This is a genomic window from Dokdonia sp. MED134 (assembly GCF_000152925.2).
In the GTDB taxonomy this organism is placed as follows: Bacteria; Bacteroidota; Bacteroidia; order Flavobacteriales; family Flavobacteriaceae; genus Dokdonia.
Window position 1 is genome coordinate 2,899,618 of the sequence record NZ_CP009301.1, and the last position, 13,535, is coordinate 2,913,152.

Consider the following 13,535-nt stretch of genomic DNA (forward strand, 5'->3'; position numbering starts at 1 on the left):
CTTTATATATTATCTTTTGCTTGCTCTGGCTTGCTTAAAATATTTTACTGGAGGAAAGAGCATCCCGAAAGATTCTCCATCATCTTTACCTAGGTGTTTGTGGTGCATTTTATGTGCTCTTCTTAATGCTTTACCGTACCATCCATTTGCATTACGAAACAATTTAAATCGCTGGTGGATAAAGATGTCGTGCACGCCAAAGTAGGCAAGACCATAGGCAAAAATACCTAAGCCTATAGGTAAACCTATCCATACGCCTTCGTACTGCCACAATAGGAAACAGCCTATTGAAACTAGCGCATAAAAGATAAAGAAGAGGTCATTTTTTTCCCACCAAGAGTTGTGTTTTTTATGGTGGTGGTCCTGGTGTAAAGACCATAAAAAGCCGTGCATTACATATTTATGTGTTGCCCAGGCTAGAAATTCCATAATGACAAAAGTCATAACAAAAACGAAGATCCAAAGTAATGTTTGCATTTGTATAGGGGATTCTTTTAAATAAGGTTTAAACGATATTTTACATAGCTACGTGCAAGAAGACTTGCCTTTACGTAGTCTGGTACGCGTACTCTTGTGTTCCTAATTTCGGCAGAGGGAACGCGTTTAAGTTTTGTGAGTAATTTTCTATAATAACGGAAAGCGGTGTACACACCAAACTTTGCTTCTATAGGAAGTCTGTTTATACCTGCTAGTCCCTTTGCAAAGTCTTCTTCTATCTCTTCGATAATACGTTGCTTAGATGCTTCATCAAGATTTACAAGATTTGTATTAGGGAAGTAGGTGCGACTTAGTCCTTCGAAATCTGCCTTGAGGTCACGTAAAAAGTTTACTTTTTGAAAGGCAGAGCCTAAACTCATAGCGCTGTCTTTAAGGCTTTCGTATTTTTCTTTGTTTCCTTTTACAAAAACGGTAAGACACATAAGGCCTACTACATCTGCGCTTCCGTATATGTATTCCTTGTACTCTGCATCTGTGAGATAATCTAGTTTTGTGAGATCAAGGCGCATACTTTTCATAAACGATGCGATATGAGCAGGGTCTATATCATATTTATGCACGGTCTCTTGAAAGGCGTTGAGAATAGGGTTGAGGCTTATTTTATCTGTAAGCGCGTGCTCAAGATCTTCTTCAAAACGTTTGAATAGTGTAGGCTTGTCATAGTCGTGAAAAGAATCTACAATCTCATCTGCAAATCTTACAAAACCATAAATGTTATAAATGTCCTGACGTATACAGGGTGCAAGCATTTTAGTCGCGCTTGCAAATGAGGTGCTATATGATTGAGTTACAACCTTTGCACAGCTTCTCGATACGGTGTCAAATAGAGATTTCATTATTTAATTGATTTGCTTATTAATTGTGATACAAGCTTACCAGATATGAGGGCTGGAGGTACGCCAGGTCCTGGAACCGTTAACTGTCCAGTAAAATACAAATTTTTAACTTTCTTACTTCTTAAATTAGGTCTAAGAAAAGCTGTTTGCTTTAAAGTATTTGCCATTCCGTAGGCATTTCCTTTATAACTGTTATACTCACTTACAAAGTCATCTACACAAAAAGACTTCTTAAAGATAATATGATTTCTAAAATTTTGACCAGATAATCGCTCTAGTCTTTCCATTATAATATCAAAATATTGATCACGTAGTGCCTGCGTATCTTCTACTCCAGGAGCTATAGGGATTAAGAAAAATCCATTTTCTTTACCTTCTGGCGCCATTGTCTCATCTGATACCGATGGGAAATTTGCATAAAACAAAGGCTCTTCTGGCCAAGCAAGATCGTCATAAATGGTTCTTGCGTGCTGGTCAAAATCTGTATCAAAGAACAAGTTGTGATGCGCCACGTTATCAAACTTTTTATCAAAACCTACATAAAAGAGTAGTGATGACGGTGCAAATACACGGCTGTCCCAGTACTTCTCTGTGTATTGTCTATATGATGAATCTAGCAAAGTCTCACTATGATGATAGTCTGCTCCACTTACGACATAATCTGCAGTAATGGTTTCACCATTAACTATAATTCCTTGTACTTTTCCTTGATCTACCAGAATTTTACTGGCACCAGCGCTTGTATGAGTTTTTACTCCTAGTGAGTGTGCCAGCTTAATCATTCCTTTGATGACCTCGTGCATACCACCTTTAGGATGCCAAGTCCCTAAGCCAAAATCTGCATAGTTCATAAAACGATAGAATGCAGGTGTATTGTTAGGTTTAGCTCCGAGAAACAATACTGGAAATTCTAAGATAGAAACCAGCTTCTCATTTTTAAAAGCCTTGCGCACGTCATCACTTATAGTTTTAAAAAACTGATTTACGCGTACCGTTGTTTCTGGAGTTACAAGTTCAAAAGGAGAAAGCCCTGGCTTGTTAACTACATCATTAATAGCAATGTCATAGTTGATCCCAGCATTTTTTATAAACTTTTTGAGTTGAGGAGAGCTTCCTGGCTCTATACGCTCAAACTCTGTAGCTATTTTATCTAGCGTATCACCTATGGTTACAACTTCATCTTTAAACCAAACGTAATAAGCGGGGTCCAGCTTTTCTAACTGGTAAAAGTCTGAAACCTTTTTATTAAAATCTCCAAAAAACTTTTCAAAGATATCTGGCATCCAGTACCAGCTAGGGCCCATATCAAAAGTAAAGCCTTCTTCTTTAAGTTGTCTGGCACGACCACCTAGGGTTTGATTTTTTTCATAAAGGTGCACCTCGTTACCAGCTTGAGCAAGATAACACGCAGCAGATAAGGATGAAAATCCAGATCCTATAATCACAATCTTTTTAGGCATACGTAGCAGACTTGTTTTTTACAACATTTACAAATTCTCTTATACTCATCATTATATGAACATTTTTAGGAAGGCTAAGCTCGTCTATTTTACTAGTCATAGCTCCTAAAACATATAAATCTAGTTTCTGGTTACCAAAAAGCTCATTAAACTCATCAAAATATGCAGGTATATCTTCTGCCAGCGGCTGTACAGTAAAATACGTTGCAAATGAGAGGTTAGGGTGATTTGAAGAGAGGTACTTTAAGTTTGATAACATTATGCTCTGCCCTAAATAAATCACCTTGTAGCCATTTGCAACAAGTTCATAATTTAAAAAGAGTAGGCCTAGCTCGTGTATCTCGTTTTCTGGTAGGAAAAGTGCAAATGTTTTATCCTTGAGAGGCGGCACATTAATTTGTGTCTTTTCAATATTTATAAGAATCTTTTGCTTAATAAGGTTAAAGATAAAATGCTCGTGAGATGGGTTTATGGTATCCGTTTGCCATAATAACCCTATCTCTTGTAGTAAAGGTATAAACGTCTCATAAAAAATGGTGACAAATGGCTTATCTTCATTAAGAGCATTATAGGTCTTGTGAAATAAGTTTTGATCAAAATTCATCATTGCTATCTTAAAAGAATTGATAGCGTGATTTTCATTTGCAGCACTGGTTTCGGTTACTAGCTCTGCCACGAGCGCTGCAATTTCCTTTGTGGAGTGCTTTGCTATTTTAGAAATCTTGAATTTATTCTCTGTAAGAAATACAACATTAAGAAGCTTTTGCAAGTCGCTTAAGGCATACGTTCTAATATTTGTAGAAGTACGCTGTGGTTCAAGAAGACCATACCTTTTCTCCCAGATACGTATGGTATGGGCTTTTATACCACTTAAACTCTCTAAGTCTTTAATGCTAAATTTTGTCTTTACGGCATTTTTCATACTACACTTATTTCTTGTAAAAATAGCGAATTTACTTATTTTGTTTAATCAAATAGTGTTAAGTTTTAAACAAAATATCAAATATGCGATATTTTCTTATGCTGTAAGTGTGTAAAAGTTATTTCCGTGGTGCTTAAAGTATAGGTGTTTTGGGTCTATTTGTATAGTTAAGAGTACTTGTATAAAAAAAGAGCTAACCTTACGATTAACTCTTTTATTGTACCCGGGATGGGACTTGAACCCACACGCAACTAGTGCACACGGCCCTCAACCGTGCCTGTCTACCAATTTCAGCACCCGGGTAGAAAAGCGGCATTTTATCAATGCGGGTGCAAATATAAAATCTTCTTATCAAACTTGTGTATTAATCCACAGATATTTTAAAATAGGATAAAACTGTTCTATAAAAAAACCTCTATCGTTAGATAGAGGTTTATGCTTGTAAAGTGACCTGGCTGGGGCTCGAACCCAGGACCCTCTCCTTAAAAGGGAGATGCTCTACCAACTGAGCTACCAGGTCGTTATTTTAACGGGGTGCAAATATAAAATCTTCTTTTGAGATTTTGGGCTTATTATGTAATTATTTTAAGAACGTTTTTTTAGCGGTGACACATAAAAAAACCTCTATCGTTAGACAGAGGTTTGCACTTATAAGTGACCTGGCTGGGGCTCGAACCCAGGACCCTCTCCTTAAAAGGGAGATGCTCTACCAACTGAGCTACCAGGTCATTGCCTTAATGCGGGTGCAAATATACAGTTAATTAATTCTTACTGCCAAGTGTTTTAAATAAAATTTTCAATCTTTTTTTTAGATTAATATATACTTTTGTTTCTCAACAAGTTCGCTTATGAAAATATATCTAGTAGGTTATATGGGGTCTGGAAAATCAACCATCGGACCGCTACTTGCCGAAGTGCTTTCTTATAAATTTATAGATTTTGACACCTACATTACTCAAAAAGAGGGGATGAGTATCTCTGAAATTTTTAAAAATAAGGGAGAAATATATTTTAGAAAAGCAGAGTCTACTTACTTACAACAACTTTTAGAAGAAGAATCTGAGCAGGTCGTTGTTGCATTAGGAGGAGGTACCCCTTGTTATGGCACAAATCTTCAGGTGTTAAAGGATAGTGATGCGCAAACGGTATATCTTAATTGGCACTTTAAAACACTTGCTCAACGTTTATGGTCTGCAAAAGAAGAGCGTCCTCTCATCGCTAGTATGCAATCTTATGAAGATCTAGAAGATTATGTTAGAAAGCACTTATTTGAAAGAGGTTTTTATTACAACCAGTCAGATCTAGTTCTAAAAATAGAAGATCAAAGTCCTCAAGAAGTTGTAGATAGTATAAAGAACTCCTTACTCTAATACAGCAGTATCATTACCTTTTCTAAAAGTAACTTTTACAGACTCATTGAGAGAAGTACTTAATGAAATCCCTTTAAAGTCTGCCTTAACGGGATACTTTTTATGGTTTCTATTTACAAGTACGGCGGTTTTAAACCTTTTAAGTGGTACGTTAAGGAAGTGTTTTACACCATAAACGAGTGTTGTTCCAGAATTAAGTACGTCATCTATAAGTATCACAGATTTATCCTTGTATTCTTCTGGTGACATACTGGTTTCTACAGTGCCTAAAGGATTTTTCTTATCCATAGTCACTTTACAAAGCTTGGTTTGTAAAGGTGAGATTTCAGAAAGTACTTTGGCTAGACGTTCTGCAAATTTGTAGCCATTATCTGCTATACCTGCAAGTATGATCTCTTCTTCATTTGCATTACTCTCGTAAATCTGAAACGCTATACGTTTTGTTTTATGCTGTATAGCTGTGTGATCTAGTATTTTTTCCAACTTAACTTTCATACTTGAAATTGCTTATGGTATAAAGATATTTAATATCCTGCTTATTCTTCTTCGTCACTACCAAAAAAGGAGTCATTATTATATATATCATCTATATCTCTACGATCCTTTTTAGTAGGTCTACCAGACCCCTTCTTGCGGTAATAATCTTTTGAATATTTGAGAAGTTCTAATTTTTCTAGATTTTCTTTTGGAGTATGATCTTGTACATACATTCCCACTAGTTTTGCCCCCAGTCTACTTTCTGGTAGGTCTAGAACTTCAAGAATATAGGTAACTTGATTTTTTCGCACAGAGATCTTGTCTGTAGGATACACATCTCGCGATGGTTTTACAGAAGCTCCATTCATTTTTACCTGCCCTTTTTTACAGGCAGCCGTGGCTATAGATCGCGTCTTAAAGTAACGCACACACCATAAATATTTGTCTACTCGCATATAAAAAGCCCTAAAACAGCGTTAATAACTGTAAAGTAATGTGCAAAAATACATCAAAATTGTATCTTGCGCTCCTTAAAATAATATTGATGAAATTAAGAAATTACCTTGGTTTAGTGCTGGTTTTACTAGTTTGTGTAGCTTGTCCTAATAATGATGATGACCTTATAGAGGTTCCCGTAAGAGACCGTGGCGAGCAGTCTATAGAAGATGACGAGTTACTGGTAGAGTACCTTTCTACTCACTTTTATAATTATGAAGAGTTTGAAAATCCACCTGCAGATTTTGATTATAAAATAGTTTTTGACACTATAGCGGGTGATAATAGTGATAAAACACCATTAATAAACAGACCAGAGCTTAAGAAAAAGCAGTATAATAGATTTGATACAGATAACTCACTATATATCTTACAAGTAAGAGAGGGTAGTGGAGTAGAGCCTGTAGCAACTTTTACAGATTCTACCTTAATAGCATATGAGGGTTTCAATCTTTACGGAGAAACTTTTGACGCTACTGTTAACCCTATCTGGCTTAACCTTCCTACTACCATAGATGGTTTTGCAAATGGGTTAGGAACTTCTGTAAATTTATTAAGTACAGTTTCAGAAGATAATAATGTAGGTTTTGGAGGAGCTTCAGGCTTTACAGTAGAGCCAGATGGTACTACTTCTTTTAACCAAGATTACGGAGTAGGTGCTGTATTTGTACCATCAGGTCTTGCTTATTTTAACCAGCCTCCAGCAGACATTAGCTTATACGGATCTATAGTGTTTACTTTTTCTGTTTTTGATGTGGTAATTACAGATCACGATGGTGATGGTATTATCACTATCAATGAAGATATAGATAATAACGGTTTCCTTTTTGACGAAGCAGATAATCCAGATGGAGATGCTGTACCAGCCTTTAGAGATCCAAATGATGATAATGATGGTATCCTTACCAAACTAGAAACTGTTACAGATGAAGACGGAAATTTTGTAAGTCTACTTGATACAGACGGAGATGGTATAAATGATCATTTAGACACAGATGATGATGGTGATGGAAGACCTACAATAGATGAAATTATTGTAAACACTCTTACGGGTGAAATCACTTACACAGATACAGATGGAGACGGTACACCAGATTATCTAGATTCAGATAGCTAGTAGACGGTATACCGCTTTCGCGAAAGCGTAATAAAAACCCACATTGTACATTACAATGTGGGTTTTTTAGTTAGATTAAATTTATCACATCCATTTTTGGTGAGACGCTATGACTAAATTAATTATAGAAAATAGTACAATGGTCATTCTTTAAAAAGCAAAAAACACCCCAGATGAGGTGTTTTATATCAGTTTTTGAAGCTTGTTTTAATTCTTTTTATCAAAAGCGTATGAGAGACTTAAAATCCATTGTGAAGGCCTTGCATCTACTTGAAAACCTACACTGTTATCTTCTACTTGTGACTCAGTGATAATCGTATTATCTGTAAAGGCACCTTCATACCTTACATCTATACCTAGCTGGCCTAGTGTTACTCCTACACCTAGTTGATATCCTACAGTAAATGAATTTTCTGGATCTTCAAAATCTATATCTACCTCTTCAAATCCATTTTCAAGAATGTATTGAAATGACGGTCCCGCCTTGATGTTAAGTGGGCCTATTATGTCAAATCCTACGAGAAGCGGAATGTCTATTTTTGAAAGTTCATAATCATATACGTCTGAAGATACTCCGTCGTTTGTGTATTCTGTATTGAGCTTTGTATATAACAGCTCTGGTTGTATAATGAGTCCAGCAAACTTTGCTTTATAAAAAACACCAGCGTGAAAACCGGTTTTGTTTTCTTTGCTAAAAGTGCCATTTGCAAACTCAGACGTAAACTCTAAGTCACCTACAGATCCATAATTAAGTCCTCCTTTAATACCAAAGCCAGTACTCTGGCTTAATGCTGTAATACCTGATAAAAGTAGTACGGCGACAATGATTTTTTTCATAATTGAAATTTTATTGATTAATGTAAAGACAAATAAAAAGGCAGTATGTTACAATCATACTGCCTATGTCATATATTAAAAACGTATGGTATACGTTATTATTTTCTTGAAATCACTTTTTCTACTTTCTTAACAATCGCGTTTGCATTAAGACCATATTTCTCCATAAGTTGTGCTGGAGTTCCACTCTCGCCAAAAGTATCTTCTGTAGCGACATACTCTTGTGGTACTGGGTACGTAAGTGATAGCTCTCTAGCAACACTCTCACCAAGACCTCCTAGAAAGTTATGCTCCTCTGCAGTCACGACACATCCAGTCTTTTTTACAGACTTAATGATTGCCTCTGCATCAAGCGGTTTTATGGTGTGTATGTTTATTACATCTGCCGTGATTCCTTTCTCGTTAAGGACTTTGCAAGCCTCTAGCGCTTCCCATACTAGGTGACCAGTTGCAACAATTGTCACATCATTACCTTCTTGTAATTGTACGGCTTTACCTATTTCAAATGTTTGATCTGCTGGAGTAAAGTTAGGTACTACCGGACGGCCAAAACGTAAATAAACCGGCCCTACGTGGTCTGCAAGGGCTATTGTAGCGGCTTTGGTCTGGTTATAGTCACAGGTATTTATTACTGTCATACCTGGTAACATTTTCATAAGGCCTATGTCTTCTAGTATTTGGTGTGTTGCACCATCTTCACCTAGGGTAAGACCCGCGTGAGATGCACAAATCTTTACATTTTTACCAGAGTATGCTATAGACTGTCTTATCTGGTCATAAACACGACCTGTAGAGAAGTTTGCAAAAGTACCTGTAAAAGGTATTTTACCTCCTATGGTAAGACCTGCTGCGATACCCATCATATTTGCCTCTGCGATTCCTATCTGGAAAAAGCGCTCAGGATTTTCATCTATAAAGGTTTGGATTTTTAAAGATCCTATAAGGTCTGCACAAAGCGAAACCACGTTTGGGTTTGTTCTACCTAGTTCTGTCATTCCTGCGCCAAAACCTGATCTTGTGTCTTTACTGCCTGTATTTTCGTATGTTTTCATTGTAAAAGTTTTTGGTACGCTTTCGCGAAAGCGTAATAAGAAAAGGTTTAGTAATCGCCTAGTGTTTCTGGATTTTGCTCTAGTGCACTAGCGAGTTGCTCATCATTAGGAGCTTTACCGTGCCAGGCGTGAGTGCCCATCATAAAGTCTACACCGTTACCCATAACTGTGTGTAATAACACACAGACAGGTTTACCTTGACCAGATGCAGCTTTTGCCTCGTTCATTCCAGATACAATGGCCTGAATGTCATTTCCTTTTTCTATATCTAAAACAATCCACCCAAAGGCTTCAAACTTTGCACGCACACTTCCTAAATCAAGTACGTGGTCTGTGCTACCGTCTATTTGCTGACCATTGAGGTCTACAGTTGCAATAAGGTTGTCCACCTTTTTTGCAGAGGCATACATTATAGCTTCCCAGTTTTGTCCTTCTTGTAACTCACCATCACCCATAAGTGCATAGATGGTGTGGTTATCGTTATTAAGTTTTTTTGCTTGAGCGGCACCTACGGCAACACTAAGTCCTTGGCCTAGTGATCCAGAGGCTATACGCACTCCTGGTAGCCCTTCGTGTGTAGTAGGGTGACCTTGTAGACGTGAGTCTAACAATCTAAAAGTGTTAAGTTCTTCTACGGGAAAATACCCAGATCGTGCGAGCACGCTATAAAATACGGGTGATATGTGACCGTTAGATAAGAAGAAGAGATCTTCTCCTATACCATCCATATCAAATCCTTCTTTACGTTCCATTAGTTCTTGATAGAGAACCGAAATAAATTCTGCACATCCTAAGGATCCTCCAGGGTGACCTGAACTTACTTTGTGTACTTGTCGTACAATGTCTCTGCGCACTTGTGTTACAAATGCTTCTAGCTTCTTAATATCTGCCATCTTGGATAAATTTTATCACGTAAAAATAAGCATATAAAAAAGTCCTACCATCTAGATTGCTCAAGATTGTAGGACTTCTTTGATTTTTGCGAAATATTGAATTTAAATTGCTTTATGCAATAACATCCATATTTTCTGAAAGTGTACCTATAAATTTTGTGATAGGTCCTTTTACCATCATTGCCATCATTGCATTAAACTCACCTTGAAAAAGGAGTTGCACTTCCGTTTTTGAGGCTTCTAGTTCTTTAATATCTGCAGTGAGCTCAAAAGGAATTTTGTCACTGGCAGCACCTAGTACTACTTTACTGTGTGGTATACCTTCTTTAAGATCTAATACAATCTCTGGCATTCCTTTAAGACCAAATAAGAAACGGGTATCGCTTATTTTTTCAAATTTGGTGTTTTCTGGCATTAATTTTTCAAAATTCTCAATGTTCATCAAGAAGTTGTATACCTCTTCTTGAGATTTATCTAAAGTTTTTACTGGGCTCTCTAAGTTCATTTAGCTTTTTTTAATTTGTATAATTATCCCCAGTTTGCTGGGTCTTTACGCCAGTTTTCTAAGGTTTCTTGCTGCGCTTCTGTTATGAAGTTTGTATCGCGAGCTTGTAATAATAGGTGCGAGTAATCACTTAATGTATTAAGTGCTACGCCAGCTTCTTCAAAATTTGTAGCGGCTGTGTCAAACCCATAAGTAAAGATGGCTAGCATCCCTTTTACATTCATATCAGAATTTTTAAGAGCTTCTACTGCCATAAGGCTACTCTTACCAGTGCTTATAAGATCTTCTATTACCACTACATTACTGTTAGGCTCTAGGTGACCTTCTATTTGATTTTTACGTCCGTGCTTTTTTGGTTCAGGGCGTACATAAGCAAAAGGTACATTAAGATAATCTGCAACAAGCATACCAATACCTATTGCTCCCGTAGCAACGCCTACTATCGCATCTGGCTTACCGTAGATAGACTCTACTTGTTTTGCCATCTCTTGATGTATGTAATTACGTATTGCTGGGTACGACAGTGTGATACGGTTATCGCAATAAATGGGAGATTTCCAACCAGAAGCCCACGTAAAAGGAGTTTGCGGTTGTAGTTTTATTGCATTAATTTGCAAAAGCAATTCGGCAGTTTTTTTTGCCGTTTCTTTGTCTAAAATCATATTGCAAATGTATAAAGTTTTTGTCAATGATATTCCTATTATTCTATCTACCGAAAAGGTAATAGGTAAACAGTATAAGACGATTCCGATTAAGACGGTTAAGATTAAAAAATTAATCAAAAAACTATACAAGGGAGAACAGCTATACATCAATCTATATCACCCTAAAGAAGAAAAACTTCTTAAACATTTACGCAAGAAGCTTAAGCTCGTGATAGCTGGTGGTGGTCTTGTTTATAATGACAAAAAGGAAATTCTTTTTATACACCGCAACGGCAGGTGGGACCTCCCTAAAGGAAAGATAGAAAAGAAAGAGGGCATAGAAGAATGTGCTCTGAGAGAAGTAGAGGAGGAGACCGGTGTAAAAGGACTTACTATTAAGAGACCGCTTGAAATTACTTATCACGTTTTTAAACGCAACGGTAAATTTAGACTTAAAGAGACTTTCTGGTATGAAATGCATACAAGCTCTACAGAGGCTCTTGTGCCGCAAACTAAAGAGGGTATAAAAAAAGCAAAGTGGCTCAACTTTGAAAAAGCACAAAAAGCGCTTGATAAATCTTACGAAAATATCAAGCTCATCTTCCCGAGTACATATCTAGTTAAGCATCCTAACGATAGGGTAGCGTAGGTGTGCTTTCTCATAGTTAGGTGATTTTTTATGAAGCCAGTCCAGCTGGGCATACCAGTTTTCGGCAAATTGCGGTTCTAGTGATTTTTTGAGGTTAAATTCAATTTGTAATTGTGGGTTGCGTTTAAGGACTTCGAGTGCTTTGTCTTCCCACACATATGGTGAGAATCCTTCCTTTTGTTGCAATATGGTGTCAAAAAAGTTCCAGTTAAAGAAACTGTCTGTTGCCTCTGGCTCGAGGGTTTCTAGCAAGTAGCGTATTCCATCTTGATCTGTAGGCACGAGATAGCCACCCTTTGCCACAGTTACTTCTTGGCTGGTAGTTTTTACAGCTGTGTTGTAGTGTAAATAATGACCCTCGTAAGCACTTTTGCGAGTGTCATAGGTATCTATATGATATACTTCTCCCGTAAACGTAGTATCCCTTTTAAGCTGTTTGAACTTAATGTTGTTGTCTTTGAGAATAAGAGCAATGTCACGGTAGCCTCTAGGTATCACATATGCCTTAGGTACACGCACTTCCTTAGTAGGTTTAAAGTAATCGTAGTAGGTTACTTCTTTGGTAAAAGGCTTTGTTCTATTATATTTGAGGCGTTGTTTTCCTGTGATTTTACTTGGTATCATTTCTCCCTCGTAGCCTAAAAATTCTAAGGTTGTGGTTTTTGTTGTGTCTAGAGCAAATTGTACGGGGTAAGTTTCCGCTTTCGCGAAAGCGTTAAAAGCCTCTGCACGTATTTCTTTTATCTGATCTCCGTTTTGAGCAGTGAGTTTTAATACACTTTTCATTAACTCATATGTACCTTCTACACGTGGTTTATAAGGCTTGAGCATATGTGTCTCTACCATAAGGCCTATGGTGTTCCATAGTGATGTAAAGCCTGTTGAGTAACGAGGGTAGTCCATAAACTGGCTAAAACCTTTTTCTGGAACGCTATTAAAAACGTTTACATAAGGAGTGATTTCCCAATCTTTACTCTTAAGATCCTCCTCAAGCATAGGCTGGAAGGTGTCGTGCACGTAGTTACCTAAAGCACCGCCTAGTTTATTGTGTTGTGTAAAAAGATGGGTAAGGGTGTACTGATAGTCTGCGCCATTACTCACGTGATTATCTATAAAAACGTCTGGAGATATCATATGATAGATTTCTGCAAAGGCTTGTGCGTTTTTTGTATCACGTTTTATAAAATCGCGGTTGAGGTCGTAGTTTCTTGCATTACCTCTAAAACCATATTCTTTTGGCCCATTTTGATTTGTGCGTGATGTACTGTTACGATTAAGAGCACCTCCTATATTGTATATGGCGATGGCACTTACCCAAGTATCTTCTGGTGCTTCTATCTTGCCTTGTGCGAGGTCACGCATAAGCATCATTGTTGCATCTATCCCATCTGACTCTCCCGGGTGAATGCCATTATTTATGAGAATACGGCGCACATCTATATCATCAGAAAACTCACTATCAAAACTACGATTAGGATTAAAAGTGACTAGCGTGAGGGGCTTACCTGCATCTGTCATTCCTACTTCGTAGGTTTTTATAGATCTGTATGCCTTGTCAAGATCTTGATAAAATGTGATCACCTCATCATAAGTAGGTGTTTCTGTACCGTCGCTTTTTTCAAAGAGAGTTGTAAAGTCTGTATTATCTGGATTGTCTTTGTGCTCTCCACAACTTAAACTAAGGATAGAGATGGCGATGAGTACGATAACTTTTTTCATATGATGGTTGGATTGTGCTGTGAAGATACAAATTGACAAAAAAAAGGCCCCATCTTCTTTT

General features: G+C 37.3%; 15 protein-coding genes and 3 tRNA genes. 3 read left to right on the top strand and 15 right to left on the bottom strand.

Annotated features, from left to right (window positions below; all coding sequences use genetic code 11):
• Positions 1-9 precede the first annotated feature (9 nt).
• The 7 genes from MED134_RS12875 to MED134_RS12905 form a co-directional block, all read right to left on the bottom strand.
• Positions 10-477: a sterol desaturase family protein gene (locus tag MED134_RS12875; RefSeq protein ID WP_035327817.1), complete on the bottom strand. Its 468-nt coding sequence runs from the start codon at positions 475-477 to the stop codon at positions 10-12.
• Between the two features lie 17 nt (positions 478-494).
• Positions 495-1,334 (bottom strand): phytoene/squalene synthase family protein, encoded by an 840-nt coding sequence (locus tag MED134_RS12880; RefSeq protein WP_038599855.1) that lies wholly within the window; start codon positions 1,332-1,334, stop codon positions 495-497.
• On the bottom strand, positions 1,334-2,794 hold the full coding sequence (locus tag MED134_RS12885) for a phytoene desaturase family protein (protein ID WP_038599858.1): 1,461 nt from the start codon (positions 2,792-2,794) through the stop codon (positions 1,334-1,336). Before MED134_RS12885 ends, MED134_RS12880 begins: the two co-directional genes overlap by 1 nt.
• On the bottom strand, positions 2,787-3,716 hold the full coding sequence (locus MED134_RS12890) for a MerR family transcriptional regulator (RefSeq protein ID WP_038599861.1): 930 nt from the start codon (positions 3,714-3,716) through the stop codon (positions 2,787-2,789). Before MED134_RS12890 ends, MED134_RS12885 begins: the two co-directional genes overlap by 8 nt.
• A 220-nt stretch (positions 3,717-3,936) precedes the next feature.
• A tRNA-Leu gene (locus MED134_RS12895) sits at positions 3,937-4,019 on the bottom strand.
• A 144-nt stretch (positions 4,020-4,163) separates the two neighbouring features.
• Positions 4,164-4,236, bottom strand: a tRNA-Lys gene (locus MED134_RS12900).
• 135 nt (positions 4,237-4,371) lie between these two features.
• Positions 4,372-4,444: transfer RNA gene (locus tag MED134_RS12905), tRNA-Lys, on the bottom strand.
• Positions 4,445-4,564: 120 nt separating this feature from the next.
• Here MED134_RS12905 and MED134_RS12910 point away from each other — a divergent pair.
• Positions 4,565-5,086 (top strand): shikimate kinase, encoded by a 522-nt coding sequence (locus MED134_RS12910; RefSeq protein ID WP_038599863.1) that lies wholly within the window; start codon positions 4,565-4,567, stop codon positions 5,084-5,086.
• Here the strand turns inward: MED134_RS12910 and MED134_RS12915 are convergent.
• Both MED134_RS12915 and MED134_RS12920 read right to left on the bottom strand, forming a co-directional pair.
• The gene (locus MED134_RS12915) at positions 5,078-5,581 is read right to left on the bottom strand and encodes a phosphoribosyltransferase family protein (protein WP_038599865.1); all 504 of its coding nucleotides are present in this window, start codon (positions 5,579-5,581) and stop codon (positions 5,078-5,080) included. The two genes, MED134_RS12910 and MED134_RS12915, sit on opposite strands and share 9 nt — an antisense overlap.
• 41 nt (positions 5,582-5,622) lie before the next feature.
• Positions 5,623-6,018, bottom strand: coding sequence for an RNA-binding S4 domain-containing protein (locus MED134_RS12920; protein WP_038599868.1), 396 nt, complete (start codon positions 6,016-6,018; stop codon positions 5,623-5,625).
• 89 nt (positions 6,019-6,107) lie between these two features.
• Here MED134_RS12920 and MED134_RS12925 point away from each other — a divergent pair, with 89 nt between their 5' ends.
• Entirely contained in the window at positions 6,108-7,175 is a 1,068-nt protein-coding gene (locus tag MED134_RS12925; RefSeq protein WP_038599871.1) for a hypothetical protein, read from the top strand.
• 207 nt (positions 7,176-7,382) lie between these two features.
• On the opposite strand, the gene MED134_RS12930 is transcribed toward MED134_RS12925, so the two are convergent.
• The 5 genes from MED134_RS12930 to pyrE all read right to left on the bottom strand — a co-directional run bounded on the left by MED134_RS12930 (position 7,383) and on the right by pyrE (position 11,124).
• Complete coding sequence (locus MED134_RS12930) at positions 7,383-8,012, bottom strand: outer membrane beta-barrel protein (RefSeq protein WP_038599874.1); 630 nt, start codon at positions 8,010-8,012, stop codon at positions 7,383-7,385.
• Positions 8,013-8,110: 98 nt separating this feature from the next.
• Positions 8,111-9,064, bottom strand: coding sequence for a transketolase family protein (locus MED134_RS12935; RefSeq protein WP_038599876.1), 954 nt, complete (start codon positions 9,062-9,064; stop codon positions 8,111-8,113).
• Positions 9,065-9,111: 47 nt separating this feature from the next.
• Positions 9,112-9,957 carry a transketolase gene (locus MED134_RS12940; protein ID WP_038599879.1) on the bottom strand — a complete coding sequence of 282 codons (846 nt, stop codon included), beginning with the start codon at positions 9,955-9,957 and terminating at the stop codon, positions 9,112-9,114.
• Between the two features lie 112 nt (positions 9,958-10,069).
• Positions 10,070-10,462 (bottom strand): orotate phosphoribosyltransferase, encoded by a 393-nt coding sequence (locus MED134_RS12945; protein ID WP_038599884.1) that lies wholly within the window; start codon positions 10,460-10,462, stop codon positions 10,070-10,072.
• Between the two features lie 23 nt (positions 10,463-10,485).
• On the bottom strand, positions 10,486-11,124 hold the full coding sequence (pyrE, locus tag MED134_RS12950) for an orotate phosphoribosyltransferase (RefSeq protein WP_035327849.1): 639 nt from the start codon (positions 11,122-11,124) through the stop codon (positions 10,486-10,488).
• Positions 11,125-11,131: 7 nt separating this feature from the next.
• Here pyrE and MED134_RS12955 point away from each other — a divergent pair, with 7 nt between their 5' ends.
• Complete coding sequence (locus MED134_RS12955) at positions 11,132-11,755, top strand: NUDIX hydrolase (protein ID WP_038599887.1); 624 nt, start codon at positions 11,132-11,134, stop codon at positions 11,753-11,755.
• On the opposite strand, the gene MED134_RS12960 is transcribed toward MED134_RS12955, so the two are convergent.
• Positions 11,723-13,474 (bottom strand): M14 family metallopeptidase, encoded by a 1,752-nt coding sequence (locus MED134_RS12960; RefSeq protein WP_038599889.1) that lies wholly within the window; start codon positions 13,472-13,474, stop codon positions 11,723-11,725. The genes MED134_RS12955 and MED134_RS12960 overlap by 33 nt on opposite strands.
• Positions 13,475-13,535: the final 61 nt, after the last annotated feature.

What these genes read in the sequence shown, in the direction of transcription:
- MED134_RS12875 (WP_035327817.1), bottom strand. Translation starts at nt 477, where the DNA reads ATGCAAACATTACTTTGGATCTTCGTTTTTGTTATGACTTTTGTCATT.
- MED134_RS12880 (WP_038599855.1), bottom strand. Translation starts at nt 1,334, where the DNA reads ATGAAATCTCTATTTGACACCGTATCGAGAAGCTGTGCAAAGGTTGTA.
- MED134_RS12885 (WP_038599858.1), bottom strand. Translation starts at nt 2,794, where the DNA reads ATGCCTAAAAAGATTGTGATTATAGGATCTGGATTTTCATCCTTATCT.
- MED134_RS12890 (WP_038599861.1), bottom strand. Translation starts at nt 3,716, where the DNA reads ATGAAAAATGCCGTAAAGACAAAATTTAGCATTAAAGACTTAGAGAGT.
- MED134_RS12910 (WP_038599863.1), top strand. Translation starts at nt 4,565, where the DNA reads ATGAAAATATATCTAGTAGGTTATATGGGGTCTGGAAAATCAACCATC.
- MED134_RS12915 (WP_038599865.1), bottom strand. Translation starts at nt 5,581, where the DNA reads ATGAAAGTTAAGTTGGAAAAAATACTAGATCACACAGCTATACAGCAT.
- MED134_RS12920 (WP_038599868.1), bottom strand. Translation starts at nt 6,018, where the DNA reads ATGCGAGTAGACAAATATTTATGGTGTGTGCGTTACTTTAAGACGCGA.
- MED134_RS12925 (WP_038599871.1), top strand. Translation starts at nt 6,108, where the DNA reads ATGAAATTAAGAAATTACCTTGGTTTAGTGCTGGTTTTACTAGTTTGT.
- MED134_RS12930 (WP_038599874.1), bottom strand. Translation starts at nt 8,012, where the DNA reads ATGAAAAAAATCATTGTCGCCGTACTACTTTTATCAGGTATTACAGCA.
- MED134_RS12935 (WP_038599876.1), bottom strand. Translation starts at nt 9,064, where the DNA reads ATGAAAACATACGAAAATACAGGCAGTAAAGACACAAGATCAGGTTTT.
- MED134_RS12940 (WP_038599879.1), bottom strand. Translation starts at nt 9,957, where the DNA reads ATGGCAGATATTAAGAAGCTAGAAGCATTTGTAACACAAGTGCGCAGA.
- MED134_RS12945 (WP_038599884.1), bottom strand. Translation starts at nt 10,462, where the DNA reads ATGAACTTAGAGAGCCCAGTAAAAACTTTAGATAAATCTCAAGAAGAG.
- pyrE (WP_035327849.1), bottom strand. Translation starts at nt 11,124, where the DNA reads ATGATTTTAGACAAAGAAACGGCAAAAAAAACTGCCGAATTGCTTTTG.
- MED134_RS12955 (WP_038599887.1), top strand. Translation starts at nt 11,132, where the DNA reads ATGTATAAAGTTTTTGTCAATGATATTCCTATTATTCTATCTACCGAA.
- MED134_RS12960 (WP_038599889.1), bottom strand. Translation starts at nt 13,474, where the DNA reads ATGAAAAAAGTTATCGTACTCATCGCCATCTCTATCCTTAGTTTAAGT.